The organism is Faecalibacterium sp. Marseille-P9312, assembly GCF_902497445.1.
GTDB classification, from domain to species: domain Bacteria; phylum Bacillota; class Clostridia; order Oscillospirales; family Ruminococcaceae; genus Faecalibacterium; species Faecalibacterium longum.
Genome location: NZ_CABVEW010000007.1, coordinates 38570 through 51972, shown reverse-complemented (window position 1 = coordinate 51972; position 13403 = coordinate 38570). Strand labels below are relative to the sequence as shown.

14 protein-coding genes are annotated in these 13403 nt (G+C 60.5%); all 14 read left to right on the top strand.

What is annotated here, in order from left to right; translation table 11 throughout:
* Positions 1-32: 32 nt before the first annotated feature.
* The 14 genes from F3G95_RS06995 to F3G95_RS06930 all read left to right on the top strand — a co-directional run bounded on the left by F3G95_RS06995 (position 33) and on the right by F3G95_RS06930 (position 12926).
* Positions 33-416 (top strand): sigma factor-like helix-turn-helix DNA-binding protein, encoded by a 384-nt coding sequence (locus F3G95_RS06995; RefSeq protein WP_149794382.1) that lies wholly within the window; start codon positions 33-35, stop codon positions 414-416.
* A 27-nt stretch (positions 417-443) separates the two neighbouring features.
* A complete protein-coding gene (ffh, locus tag F3G95_RS06990; RefSeq protein ID WP_149794381.1) occupies positions 444-1799 on the top strand; it encodes a signal recognition particle protein in 1356 nt (451 codons plus the stop codon).
* 86 nt (positions 1800-1885) lie between these two features.
* Positions 1886-2128 carry a 30S ribosomal protein S16 gene (rpsP, locus tag F3G95_RS06985; RefSeq protein ID WP_015565585.1) on the top strand — a complete coding sequence of 81 codons (243 nt, stop codon included), beginning with the start codon at positions 1886-1888 and terminating at the stop codon, positions 2126-2128.
* A 16-nt stretch (positions 2129-2144) separates the two neighbouring features.
* Positions 2145-2378: a KH domain-containing protein gene (locus F3G95_RS06980; RefSeq protein WP_015565586.1), complete on the top strand. Its 234-nt coding sequence runs from the start codon at positions 2145-2147 to the stop codon at positions 2376-2378.
* A 241-nt stretch (positions 2379-2619) separates the two neighbouring features.
* A complete protein-coding gene (rimM, locus tag F3G95_RS06975) occupies positions 2620-3156 on the top strand; it encodes a ribosome maturation factor RimM (RefSeq protein WP_149794380.1) in 537 nt (178 codons plus the stop codon).
* 3 nt (positions 3157-3159) lie between these two features.
* A complete protein-coding gene (trmD, locus tag F3G95_RS06970) occupies positions 3160-4395 on the top strand; it encodes a tRNA (guanosine(37)-N1)-methyltransferase TrmD (RefSeq protein ID WP_149794379.1) in 1236 nt (411 codons plus the stop codon).
* A gap of 293 nt (positions 4396-4688) precedes the next feature.
* On the top strand, positions 4689-4952 hold the full coding sequence (locus F3G95_RS06965) for an HPr family phosphocarrier protein (RefSeq protein WP_005920365.1): 264 nt from the start codon (positions 4689-4691) through the stop codon (positions 4950-4952).
* An 85-nt stretch (positions 4953-5037) separates the two neighbouring features.
* Positions 5038-5280, top strand: coding sequence for a hypothetical protein (locus tag F3G95_RS06960; protein WP_149794378.1), 243 nt, complete (start codon positions 5038-5040; stop codon positions 5278-5280).
* On the top strand, positions 5277-7130 hold the full coding sequence (gene uvrC, locus F3G95_RS06955) for an excinuclease ABC subunit UvrC (protein ID WP_149794377.1): 1854 nt from the start codon (positions 5277-5279) through the stop codon (positions 7128-7130). The genes F3G95_RS06960 and uvrC overlap by 4 nt, the downstream gene beginning before the upstream one ends.
* Positions 7131-7190: 60 nt before the next feature.
* Positions 7191-7421 carry a DUF1653 domain-containing protein gene (locus tag F3G95_RS06950; RefSeq protein ID WP_015565591.1) on the top strand — a complete coding sequence of 77 codons (231 nt, stop codon included), beginning with the start codon at positions 7191-7193 and terminating at the stop codon, positions 7419-7421.
* Between the two features lie 117 nt (positions 7422-7538).
* The gene (locus F3G95_RS06945) at positions 7539-9020 is read left to right on the top strand and encodes a C69 family dipeptidase (RefSeq protein WP_149794376.1); all 1482 of its coding nucleotides are present in this window, start codon (positions 7539-7541) and stop codon (positions 9018-9020) included.
* Between the two features lie 286 nt (positions 9021-9306).
* A complete protein-coding gene (locus F3G95_RS06940; protein ID WP_243130309.1) occupies positions 9307-10068 on the top strand; it encodes a DeoR/GlpR family DNA-binding transcription regulator in 762 nt (253 codons plus the stop codon).
* Positions 10065-10970: a 1-phosphofructokinase gene (gene pfkB, locus F3G95_RS06935; RefSeq protein WP_149794375.1), complete on the top strand. Its 906-nt coding sequence runs from the start codon at positions 10065-10067 to the stop codon at positions 10968-10970. Before F3G95_RS06940 ends, pfkB begins: the two co-directional genes overlap by 4 nt.
* Positions 10971-11003: 33 nt before the next feature.
* Positions 11004-12926, top strand: coding sequence for a fructose-specific PTS transporter subunit EIIC (locus tag F3G95_RS06930; RefSeq protein WP_149794374.1), 1923 nt, complete (start codon positions 11004-11006; stop codon positions 12924-12926).
* Positions 12927-13403 lie beyond the last annotated feature (477 nt).

Below are 13403 nucleotides of genomic sequence, written 5' to 3'. Positions count from 1 at the left end.
TACAAACAGCGGAGGTCAGAGCAGGACAGAACATGGCAAAAGACTTTGAAATGGGCTATCTGCTCGATTTTTACGGCGAAGTGCTCACGCCCAAACAGCGCGAGATGCTGCGCCAGTATTACAACGATGACCTCTCCCTCAGCGAGATCGGAGAAAACTTCGGCATCACCCGGCAGGGGGCGCGGGACGCCATCAAGCATGGCGAAACGGCCCTCAAGGAGCTGGAAGAAAAGGTCGGCTTCGCGGCCCGGTACCGCCGGGTGCAGCAGACACTGGAAGAGCTGGAGCAGCTGGTCATCGACGCCCGGTTTGAATGCACCGGCCCGAACGCCCGGCTGACCACCACCGAGTATGCCGCCACTCTGAACAAGATGCTGGGGCTCATCCGCTCCATCGACGAAGTGAATGAGAGCTGAAAACTGATTTGAGAGGAGCACCGAACAATGGCATTTGAATCTTTGACCGACCGCCTTGCCGGTGTGTTCAAAAAGCTGCGTGGCCACGGCAAACTGAGCGAGGCGGACATCAAAGCCGCCATGCGCGAGGTCCGGATGGCCCTGCTGGAAGCCGACGTCAACTACAAGGTGGCGAAGGATTTCTGCGCAAAGGTCTCCGAGCGCGCCATGGGCCAGGAGGTCATGGAGAGCCTGACCCCTGCCCAGCAGGTCGTCAAGATCGTCAACGAGGAGCTGGTCGCCCTGATGGGCGGCGAGGAAGCGCCTCGTCTGGTCATCAAGAACAAGGGCCAGACCATCATCATGCTCTGCGGCCTGCAGGGCAACGGTAAGACGACCCACGCAGCAAAGCTTGCAAAATACTACATCAAGCAGGGCCGCCGCCCGATGCTGGTGGCCTGCGACATCTACCGTCCGGCCGCTATCGACCAGCTGCAGGTGGTGGGCAGGCAGGCCGGTGCGCCGGTCTTCACCCTGCCCGGCGAAAAGCCGCCTGTCATCGCTAAAAAGGCGCTGGCCCACGCCAAGGACTACGGCAACGACATCATCATCCTCGATACCGCAGGCCGCCTGCAGATCGACGAAGTGCTGATGCAGGAGCTGGTCCAGATCAAAGAGGCTGTCCCCGTGGACGAGACTCTGCTGGTCGTGGACGCCATGGCCGGTCAGGACGCCGTGAACGTCGCCAAGACCTTCAACGAAACGGTCGGCATCGACGGCATCATCCTCACCAAGACCGACGGCGATACCCGCGGCGGCGCAGCCCTCTCGGTGCTGTCTGTCACCGGCAAGCCCATCAAGTTCCAGGGTACCGGCGAAAAGCTGGATGACCTCGAAGTCTTCCATCCCACCCGCATGGCAGGCCGGATCCTCGGCATGGGCGATGTGCTGAGCCTCATCGAGCGCGCACAGGATGCCGCCGACGAGAAGCTGGCCGAAGAGACCGCCAAGCGGATGATGGAAAACAAGTTCGATATGAACGATATGCTGGCCCAGTTCGCCCAGATCCGCAAGATGGGCGGCGCGGGTGCCATGCTGAGCATGATGCCCGGCATGTCCGGCATCGACGCCAGCCAGATCGACGAGAAAGCCTTCGACCGCATCGAGGCCATGATCTACTCGATGACCAGGGCCGAGCGCGAGGACCCCTCCATCATCAACCCCAAGCGCAAGCGCCGCATCGCAGCGGGCAGCGGCACTCAGGTGTCCGACGTCAACAAGCTGCTCAAGCAGTTTGAGATGATGCAGAAGATGATGAAGCAGCTCAAGAAGAGCCCCAAGGGCTTTGCCCGTAAGCTGGGCGGCCTGATGGGAAACCCGGGCGCCTTTAGAGGCATGAAATAATTCCGGTATACACCCCGCTGTGGGGTTGTACAGATAGATTTAATCCCCGCAAACCGGGGAACAAGAAATTTTTGGAGGATATTACCATGGCAGTTAAGATTCGTCTGCGCCGCGTCGGCGCCAAGAAGGCTCCCTTCTATCGTGTTGTTGTTGCTGACAGCCGCTTCCCCCGCGATGGCCGTTTCATCGAGGAGATCGGCACTTACGATCCCAACCAGGAGCCCTCTGTCGTGAGCATCGACGGCGAGAAGGCTAAGGCCTGGATCGCCAACGGCGCTCAGCCCACCGACACCGTTCGCGTGCTGCTGAAGAAGTCCAACATTCTGTAAGGTGGAGGGCTGACTCATGCAGGAGCTGTTGCTGGCAGTTGCCCGCGGCCTCGTGGAGGATAAGGACGCCGTCAAGGTCACGGTGGACGCCCCCCGTGAGGACGGCACCATCGTCTACCACCTGAGCGTGGCAGAGGGAGATATGGGCCGTGTCATCGGCAAGCAGGGCCGGATCGCAAAAGCCATTCGTGTGGTGATGCGCGCGGCTGCTGTGCGGGTCGATGAAAAGGTCCTTGTTGAGATCGACTAAGCACCCTACAGGCCCTTTGCTGTAATGGCAAAGGGCCTTTTTGATTTATGAACGGGCTTGCCCTCTCCGTCACCTTCGGTGACACCTCTCCCATAGGGAGAGGCACTGGCGTGCCGGTCAGGCCTACGCTGGACGAGGGAAGCTCTTGCTGCCGTAAACGGTAGTGCGCTGCTATCGCCGATAGCAGGCAGCTGCCGGAGGGCGCACCTACACACGAACCTTATAATACAGGAGCAAATTTATGCAGCAATATCTGGAAGCAGGCAAGGTCGTCACCACCCACGGTGTGCGCGGCGAAATGAAGCTGGAGCTGTGGTGCGACGGCGTGGATTTCCTCAAAAAGACGGGCCGTCTCTATGCTTCGGCAAAGGGCGGCAGGTGCTATAACATCATCTCCATCCGCCCGCAGGGGCAGATGGCGCTGCTCCAGCTGGAGGGCGTGAACGATATGGACGCCGCCCGCGCCCTGCGGGGTCAGGTGTTCTACTTCGACCGCAGCGACGCCACCCTGCCCGAGGGCCGGTGGTATGTGGCCGACCTCATCGGCTGCGAGGTGCGGGACGCCGACACCGGCAAGGTGTACGGCGTCGTCACCAGCGTGGACCACCCCGGCGCACAGGACATCTATACGGTCAAGTCCCCCAGCGGCAGGGAATATATGTTCCCCGGCGTGGACGCCTTTCTCAAAGAGCGCAACCCGCCGGAAGGCTATCTCCTCGTCACCCCCATCCCGGGCCTGCTGGACGACGATTTCGACAGTGAGCGGGAGGAGGAGTGAGCGATGGGAATGCGTGTGGACATCGTGACCCTTTTCCCTGAGATGTGCCAGCAGGTGCTGGACGCCAGCATCATCGGCCGCGCAGCCAGGCGCGGCTGCATCGAGACCCACTGCCATCAGATCCGGGATTACACCCTCAACAAGCAGAAGCAGACCGACGACTACCCCTATGGCGGCGGCTGCGGCATGGTGCTCTACGCCCAGCCCATCGCCGACTGCCTGCGCGCCGTCCAGAAAGAGGCAGCGGAACAGGGACGCCCGGCCCCGCATATCGTGTTCTTGACGGCGGGCGGTCAGCGCTACACCGAGGAGCACGCCCGCAGGCTGGCCCAGTACGATAACCTGACGCTGGTCTGCGGCCACTATGAGGGCATCGACGAGCGCGTCATTGAAGCGTTTGCGGACGAAGAGATCTCGATCGGCGACTATATCCTCACCGGCGGCGAGCTGGCCAGCCTTGTGGTGGCCGACAGCGTCCTCCGCCTCAAGCCCGGCGTTCTGGCGGAGCAGAAGGGCTACGAGGAAGAGAGCTACTGGGACGGCCTGCTGGAATACCCCCAGTACACCCGCCCCGAGGTCTGGGAGGGCCGTGCCGTACCCGACGTTCTGCTGGGCGGCGACCACCAGAAGATCGACGCATGGCGGGGCGAAAAGAGCCGGGAGCGCACCCGTCTGCGCCGCCCGGAGCTGTATGAGCAGTGGTGCGAGAGCCACCCCATCACCGAGCTGCCCAAGTGGAAGCGGGGCGAGAATGTCCGCCTCGTCAAGACGGAAGAACAGTTTGCCGCTGCGGCAAAGCTGTTTGCGGAGGGACGCCGCGCCGTCTGCGCCGGAAACTGGACGGAAGAGTATTGTGCAGGCCTGACAGAAGAGGGGTTTCTCGCTCAGCTCAAGGCGGAGAAAAAAGGCGGCTGGGCCTGCTACCTGCACACGACGAAAGATGTGCCGGACGGCATGGTGAGCGTAGACCACAAGACCGGCCGCATTGAGCATCTCTTTGTGTCTGGGCATGCCCGGGGAAAGGGCATCGGCCGGAAAATGCTGGACTTCGCCCGGAAAAAGCTGGAAGAGTATGAGCATCCCCGCCTGAGCGTGCTGGACACCAACGCCCGCGCCATTGCTCTCTATCGTCGGATGGGATGGAAATTCACAGGCGAAAAAGACATGGAATTTGACCCTGCGGAATATCCTTCTGTTGTAAAGAAATGCGCGCTGCTGTGGATGCAGTACGAGGGTTGAGCGGAGTCTGCGGCAAAGGTCATACTCTGCCGGATAAGCACAGAAGCAGTCGGAGTGCTGACCCTCTGTCGAAAAAATGTTGAAAACTTTTGTATTACCCCGCCAACACTGGGGGAATAATTTTGTTGTATTTGTATAAAAGGTGGAAAATGCCCCCCTCATCCTTGGGAAAACCGCCAAAAATTCGTCTGGGGACTGTACAACGGTTTCGGTTTGCGCTAAAATAATCACAACGCAACAGGCGCGAAACATAATTGCATTTCCCGAACGATAATAGATAGGAGCGTTTTACTATGTACGTCAAAGAAGTTACCGTTGAAAATCAGGTTGGTCTGCACGCCCGTCCGGCAACCTTCTTTATTCAGAAGGCCAATGAGTTCAAGTCTTCCATCTGGGTCGAGAAGGAAGAGCGCCGCGTGAACGCTAAGAGCCTGCTGGGCGTCCTGTCTCTGGGCATCGTGGGCGGCACCACCATCCGCATCATCGCGGATGGCGCAGACGAGCAGGCTGCTGTCGATGGCCTCATCAAGCTGGTGGAGTCCGGCTTCGCAGAGTAATTCAGTTCCATTTCGTGTATGAGCGGCGGGGGTCATCCTTGCCGCTTTTTTTGGTATGATGCATCAGAATAAAGGAGGCAGCCTCATGAAAGATTCGACGAAAGAAGCACTGTTCAAGTTTGGCGAGTTCTGTGATTCCGGCAAGCCGTGGTACTGCTTTTTTGGCGTCTATCTGGTGACGCTCATCGTCAATATCACCCTTCTGCTCACCTCGGAGCGGAAGCCCAGGTGGTGGAGCGTGGCCCTCGACGTGTGCGGTCTGGCGCTGGCGGCGTCGAATATTGCCAAGACCGAGAGGATGCAGAAAGGCCGGCATAACATCGGATGACCAAGGCGGAACTTTACCAAAAGGCCTGTATGCTGCCGCTTCTGCCGGGCGTCTATATCATCCGGGACAAAAGCGGCACCATCATCTATATCGGCAAGGCCAAGCGTCTGCGCATCCGGGTGAGCCAGTATTTCCGGGAGGGTGTGCCTCACGACAACAAGGTCAGCCAGATGATCGCCCACGCCTACGCGTTCGACGTCATCGTCTGCCAGAGCGAGTTCGAGGCGCTGGTGCTGGAGGCGAGCCAGATCAAAGCCCACACCCCGAAGTACAACATCCTGCTCAAGGACGATAAAGGCTACAGCTATATCAAGGTGACAAAGGACGAGTGGCCGCGGCTGTCGTTCACGCTGCAAAAAGAGGATGACGGCGCGGAGTATATCGGCCCTTATACCTCGAGCTTTGCGGCCCGTCAGATGGCCGAGACGGCGATGGATGCTTTTCTGCTGCCCCGGTGCAGCCGGCGGTTCCCGCAGGAAATTGGCCGGGGCCGTCCCTGCCTGAACGCCCACATCGGCAAGTGCATGGCGGTGTGCAGCGGCAAGATAAGCCGTGAAAACTACGAGCAGGCCGTCAAAAGCGCTGTCCATCTCATCCGCTACGGCAAAAAGGATATTCTGAAAACCCTCAACGAGCGGATGCTGGAAGCCTCTGACCGGCTGGAATTTGAGACAGCGGCCCTCATCCGCGACCAGATCGCCGCCATCACCAAGGTGACGGCAGGGCAGAAGGTCGTGGTTGACCCCGACGTGGAGATGGACGTGGTAGCGCTGGCGGGTACGCCCGGCAGCGTCTGCGCGGCTGTTCTCCGCTTCCGGGAGGGGCGGCTGACCGACAAGCGGGAGTTTCTCTTCCACGATACCGCCGACATCGCGGCGGTGCGGGAGGAATTTCTGCCCCGGTACTACCTCGACGATGAACAGATCCCGAAAATCATCGCCGTGGACGAGCTGCCGCCGGATGTGGACGCCTTGCAGCAGGCCCTCAACGAGAAGCGGGGCAGTGAGGTGCAGCTCTATGTCCCTCAGCGGGGCGATAAGGCGCACCTCGTCGAGATGGCCCACACCAACGCCGTCGAGCGGCTGGCCCGCGAGAGCGGCCGCTATGCCCGGGAGGAAAAGCTTCTGGATGAGCTGGCGCAGGTGCTGGGCCTGCCCAAGCCCCCCCGCACCATCGAGAGCTATGATATTTCCAACTGGGGCGACGGCACCAGCGTCTGCGGCATGGTGACGTTCCGGGACGGCAAGCCCTACAAGGCGGGCTACCGGAAGTTCAAGATGAAGACCGTCGCCGGGACCGACGACTACGCCTCGCTGGCGGAGACCGTCTCCCGCCGTGCGGCTGAATACGAAAAGTATTCCGAAATGGCCGCAAACGGCGAGCCGAGCAGCAACTACTTCGGCCAGAAGCCTGACCTGCTGCTGATGGACGGCGGCAGGGGACAGGTGAGCGCCGCGAAGGCCGCACTGGCCGGGACGGCACTGGCCGATGTACCCCTCTACGGCATGGTGAAGGACGACCACCACCGCACCCGCGCCATCGTGGACAGCGAAGGCCGGGAGATCGCCATCAACATGAACCGCGGGACGTTCACCTTTGTCACGGCCATTCAGGACGAGACGCACCGCTTTGCCAACGCCTACCGCAAGCAGCAGATGAAGCAGAAGAGCTATTCGTCCACCCTCACCGAGGTGCCGGGCGTCGGCCCCAAGACGGCCAAGGCCCTGATGGCACAGTTCAAGAGCGTGGGTGCCGTCAAAGAGGCCACCCCTGACCAGCTGGAGAACACCCCCGGCGTCGGACGGCAGATGGCCCAGACCATTTACGAATATTTCCACCCGCAGGGGTGAAGCAAGTGGAAAAGTCCGGCGCAGACCAATCTGCGGCCGGGCTTTTTGTAAGGAGTTTTTATGTACCAGTTCCAATACGACATCAAGCCGGGCCGCTACCGGCACTTCAAGGGCAACGAATATCAGGTCATCGGGATGGCCCGCCACAGCGAGACCGAAGAGGAGATGGTGGTCTACCGTCCCCTGTACGGCGAGGGCGGGCTCTGGGTGCGCCCGGCGGCTATGTGGGCCGAAGAGGTGGAGCGGGACGGCAAGCGTCAGCCGCGCTTTGCCTACATTGGCGAAATGTAAGGGCTTGCGCCCGGAGGCCAAACGCGATACAATGGGTTTTGCAGAACAAACGCGCCTGCGAAACTGTATAAATAAGCACTATACATACAAGATGTAAAATTTTGGAGGATAACAGCTATGGCTTGTACTACCATCCTTGTCGGCAAAAAAGCCTCGTATGACGGCTCTACCATGATCGCCCGGAACGACGATTCCGGCTCCGGCCACTTCACCGCGAAAAAGTTCGTTGTCGTTCAGCCGGAGGAGCACCCGGCTGTTTACAAGTCGGTCATCTCTCATGTAGAAGTTCCCCTGCCGGGCAATGCCCTGCGGATGACCGCCATGCCCAACGCCGTGGAGGGGAAGGGCGTCTGGGCTGCTTCGGGCGTCAACGCCGCCAACGTCGGCATGACCGCCACCGAGACGATCACCTCCAACCCCCGCGTTCTGGGCGCAGACCCGCTGGTGGTCTATCAGCCCGCCGGGGACGGCCAGCCGGAAGTTCCCGGCGGCATCGGCGAGGAAGATATTGTTTACCTCGTCCTGCCCTACATCCACTCTGCCCGCGAGGGCGTGCTCCGTCTGGGCAAGCTGCTGGAAGAGTACGGCACCTATGAGATGAACGGCATCGCTTTCCAGGATGTGGACGAGATCTGGTGGCTGGAGACCATCGGCGGCCACCACTGGATGGCCCGCCGTGTGCCGGATGACTCCTATGTGGTCATGCCGAACCAGCTGGGCATCGACGCCTTCGACCTCGACGACGCTTTCGGCGCACAGGAGAATTATCTCTGCTCTGCCGACCTGAGGGAGTTCATCCGGGACAATCACCTCGACCTCTCGCTGGATGGCCGTCTGAACCCGCGCGACGCCTTCGGCAGCCACGACGACGCCGACCACGTTTACAACACTCCCCGCGCATGGTTCATGCTCCGCCACCTCAACCCCAACACCTGGGTCTGGGACGGCCCTGCCGCCGACTACGGCCCCCGCTCGGACGACCTGCCCTGGTGCATGGTGCCGGAGCGGAAGCTGACCCCGGAGGATGTGAAGTATCTGCTGTCCTCCCACTATCAGGGGACTCCCTTCGACCCCTACGCCAGCTACGGCGACAAGAGCATGAAGGGAGCTTACCGCTCCATCGGCATCAACCGCAACGACTTCATGGCCCTCATTCAGATGCGGCCTGACGTGCCGGAAGACATCCGTGCTGTGGAGTGGATCGCCTACGCCTCCAATGCCTTCAATACCATGGTGCCGTTCTACGCCAACGTCGAGCGCACCCCGGCCTATCTGGCCTGCACCACCGGTGAAGTCTCCACCGACAGCTTCTACTGGGTGAGCCGGATGATCGCCGCCATGGCCGACGCCTCCTACGCCAAGAGCCTCATCCATGTGGAGCGGTACGAGGAGGGTGTCCTCTCCGCCAGCCGCGCTCTGCTGAACCAGTATGATAAGAACATCGCTTCGGCCGAGGAAAGCCAGCGCGCCGCCCTGCGGGAGGAGGCCAATACCGCCATCGCTGCCGAGTTGAAGAAGCGGGCTTCCGATACGCTGGATAAGGTTCTCTTCGAGCTGAGCAGCGGCATGAAGAACGCTTACGCCCGTTCGGACGCCTAAATCGCATCCGACCCGGAAGGGAAAATCATTTCCGACAAAACCGTCAAAAACGGTCAAATCAACCCACAAAACCGTCATCCGCCCCGAAGCTGACCGCTCCGGGGCGGATTTTTTGTGCTCTTTTATGGGTTGTATCCCACTTCTTGTGCAGAATGCATGATTTTGACGGAAATATTTTGGCAGGTAGACTGACGGAAAGTGATTGATTTTGACGGGATATTTGCTATAATACAGACGGAAATAGTCAAAACGATTCAAACACAAGCAAAAACGTGCAACGGGAGGGATGAAGATGTTGGCAGAGGAGCGGCTTTCCCGCATCATGAAGCTGCTGAGCCAGCAGCGCACCGCGACGGTGCAGGAGCTCTGCGAGGCGCTGGACGCCAGCGAGTCCACCATCCGCCGCGATTTGAACGAGCTGGACAGGATGGGCAAGGTGAACAAGGTACACGGAGGCGCGACCCTGCCGGACAGCCAGTTCCTCGCCGACGAGCCGACGATGGCCACGAAGGAAACGCTGGCCGTCGTCCAGAAAAAGTGCATCGCAAAGGCGGCGGCGGCTCTTATCACCGCAGAGGATTTCGTCTTTCTGGACGCCGGAAGCACCACGCTGGCGCTGACCCGGGAGCTGAGCGGCCCGGCGCTGGACGCCCGGTACGTCACCAACGGCGTCGCTCACGCCCGTCTGCTGGCCCAGAAGGGCTGCAAGGTCTTTCTGGTGGGCGGTCTGCTGCGGCCCGAGACGGAGGCCATCATCGGCGCTGCGGCTCTCCACAGCCTGCAGCAGTACAACTTCACGAAAGCGTTCCTGGGGGCAAACGGCGTGGCGCTGGACGCAGGATTCACGACCCCCGACCCTGAGGAAGCGGCTGTCAAGGCCGCGGTCGTGCGCCGGGCGAGAGAAGCCTGGTTCCTCGTGGATGACTCGAAGTTCGCCCGCATCTACCCGGCGGTCATCGCCGAGCTGTCCGGCGGCGCAATCCTGACGAATCATTGTCCGAATCCGAAATACAGACAATTCACTCTGGTAAAGGAGGCAGCAGAATGATCTATACCGTGACATTCAACCCGGCCATCGACTACGTCGTGCGGCTGGACACACCGCTGGAAGTGGGCGAGGTGAACCGCGCCAAAGGCGAGGACTGCGTGCTGGGCGGCAAGGGCATCAACGTGTCCGGTGTGCTGGCCGAGCTGGGCTGCCGGAACACGGCGCTGGGCTTTGTGGCTGGTGAGACGGGTGCGTGGCTCGAGCGGGGTCTGGCCGCGCAGGGCATCACCACCGATTTTATCCACCTCGAGCAGGGCATGACCCGCATCAACGTCAAGATAAAGGCGGGGCAGGAGACGGAGCTGAACGGCGCAGGCCCGGACATCCCCGAGAGCGCCATGGAGCAGCTGGAAGCACAGCTTGATAAGCTGGCCGAGGGCGACATCCTCATTCTGGCGGGGAGCATCCCGTCCAGCCTGCCCCAGACCACCTACGAGCGTCTGTTGGCCCGTCTGGAAGGCCACGGCGTGCATACGGTGGTGGATGCCACCCGCGACCTGCTGGTGAATGTGCTGCAGTATCACCCCTTCCTCATCAAGCCCAACAATCATGAGCTGGGTGAGATCGTGGGCCGCACCCTCACCACCGACGCCGACATCACCGCTGCCGCCCGCACCCTGCAGGAAAAGGGCGCCCGGAACGTACTGGTGAGCATGGCCGGTGACGGTGCACTCCTGTTGGACGAGAAGGGCGAGGTCCACCGCATCGGTACGCCCAAGGGCAAGGTGGTCAACAGCGTGGGCGCAGGCGACAGCATGGTGGCCGGTTTCGTGGCAGGCTACCTGCGCAGCGGCAGCTATCTGGAAGCCCTGCGTCTGGGGACTGCCTGCGGCAGTGCCACCGCGTTCAGCCTCGGGCTGGCAAAGAAGGAAAAGATCGACGCCCTGCTGGCGACGATTTGAGCGATAGAAGGAAACAAGGAGAGGAGACACACTATGCGAATCACGGAATTGTTTACGGCACAGTCCATCGCGCTGGACGAAGCCCAGCAGGACCGCAGCCAGATCATCGACCGTCTGGTGGAGCTGCAGGCGACCCACGGCAGCATCAGAGACAAGGAAGCCTACAAAAAGGGCCTGTATGAGCGCGAGGACGAGGGCTCGACCTATGTGGATAACGGCATCACCGTCCCCCATGCCAAGTGCGACTGCGTGACCCGGCCCAGTCTGGCGGCCCTCCGCCTCAAGACCCCGGTGCAGTACAATGCCGAGGACGACGGCAAGACCGACCTGCTGTTTGCCATCGCAGCCCCCAAGAACGGCAGCCTCCACGTGGATATGCTGGCCCGTATGATGCAGATGCTCATGAACGAGGACTTCGTGGAGAAGCTGCGCACCGCCAAAACCCCGGAAGACTTCCTCGCCGCCATCGACGCGCAGGAAGAAGCCCAGTTCGGCGACGAGAGCTTCACCGACCAGGAGATCGAGCAGGCGGGCTACCGTGTGCTGGCCGTCACCGCCTGTGTCAACGGCATCGCCCACACCTACATGGCCGCTGAAGCCCTGAACAAGGCCGGTGCCAAGATGGGCGTGACCATCAAAGTCGAGACCAACGGCTCCGACGGCGCAAAGAACATCCTGACGAAAGATGAAATTGCCAACTGCGACGGCATCATCGTGGCAGCGGAGAAGAAGATCGAGACGGCCCGCTTCGACGGCAAGCCGGTCCTCTTCACCCGCGTGGACGACGGCATCCATAAGCCCGAAGAGCTCATCCATAAGATAACCTCCGGCGAGGTGCCGGAGTTCCACGCTAAGGGCGGCGCACAGGCCGCGGAGGACGCTTCTGCCTCCGACAGCTTTGGCCGCAGCCTCTACAAGAACCTGATGAACGGCGTCTCTCACATGCTGCCCTTCGTGGTGGGCGGCGGCATCATGATAGCGCTGGCCTTCCTGCTGGACGATTACAGCATCGATCCCTCCAACTTCGGCATGAACACCCCGCTGGCCGCCTTCTTCAAGACGGTGGGCTCTGCGGCCTTCAGCTATATGCTCCCCATCCTGGCGGGCTTCATCGCCATGTCCATCGCGGACCGTCCGGGTCTGGCCGTCGGCTTTGCAGGCGGCGTGCTGGCCATGAACGGCACCAACTTCGCCGGTATCGCCGCTGGTGAGACCACCGGCATCTCCGGCGGCTTCCTGGCCGCTCTGCTGGCCGGTTTCGTGGCCGGTTATGTGGTGGAGTTCCTCAAGAAAATCACCGAAAAGCTCCCCGCCAGCCTGAACGGCATCCGTCCCATGCTCATCTACCCGCTGGGCGGCATCCTCATCGTGGGCGCGGTCATGTGCGGTATCAACCCCATCATGGGCATGATCAACACCGCCATGACCAACTGGCTGAACGCCATGGGCGGTACCTCCAAGGTCCTGCTGGGCGCTATCGTGGCCGGCATGATGAGCATCGATATGGGCGGCCCCTTCAACAAGGCGGCTTACGTCTTCGGCACCGCAGCCCTCGCCTCCGGCAACTATGAGGTCATGGCCGCTGTCATGGTGGGCGGCATGGTTCCCCCGATCGCGATTGCCCTCTCCACCACTTTCTGCCCCAAGAAGTGGACTCCCGACGAGCGCCGCAACGGCATCGTCAACTACATCATGGGCCTCTGCTTCGTCACCGAGGGCGCTATCCCTTACGCTGCGGCTGACCCGCTGCGCGTCCTGCCCAGCTGCGTCATCGGCGCAGCCCTCTCCGGTGCGCTGTCCATGACCTTCGGCTGCGCTCTCCGCGCCCCTCACGGCGGCATCTTCGTCTTCCCGGTGGTTGACCATGCAGTGATGTACTGTGTGGCTCTGGCGGTCGGCAGCGTCGTGGGTGCGGTCATCCTGAGCCTGCTCAAGAAGACCCGTACCGAAGAATGATCAGGCGATCCGCTTCCTTTTTAGTATAAACAGCCAAAGGCCCCCATCCGGCAGATACCGGATGGGGGCCTTTGGCGTGTAAGATACAGTTAGAAAGGCTCTCCCTTTGGGAGAGCTGGCGCGTGAGCGCCTGAGGGGTTCAATTACCAATAAAACACAAAAACCCGCCTGGCAGCGGGTTTTTGTGTATAGAGGGGTGGGAAAGTATATAAAGTGGTGAATCGCGTGATCAGTCGGCAGCATAACGTACCCGAACACCGGGATCCCCGGCGGCACATCAGAACTTCAGTGACGCTGCCTTGCAGTATGTATTATACCCGAATTTGTTTTCTTGTCAAATGCAAAAATTTGGTTTCGCTTTAATTTAGCACTTTACTTTTTGACCAAAACTTTATATAATTAAAGACGGCAAAACGAAAACTGATTTTTGCACAGGTTGTGCTATTGCCACAACAATAAAACTTTACTTTCAAAAAA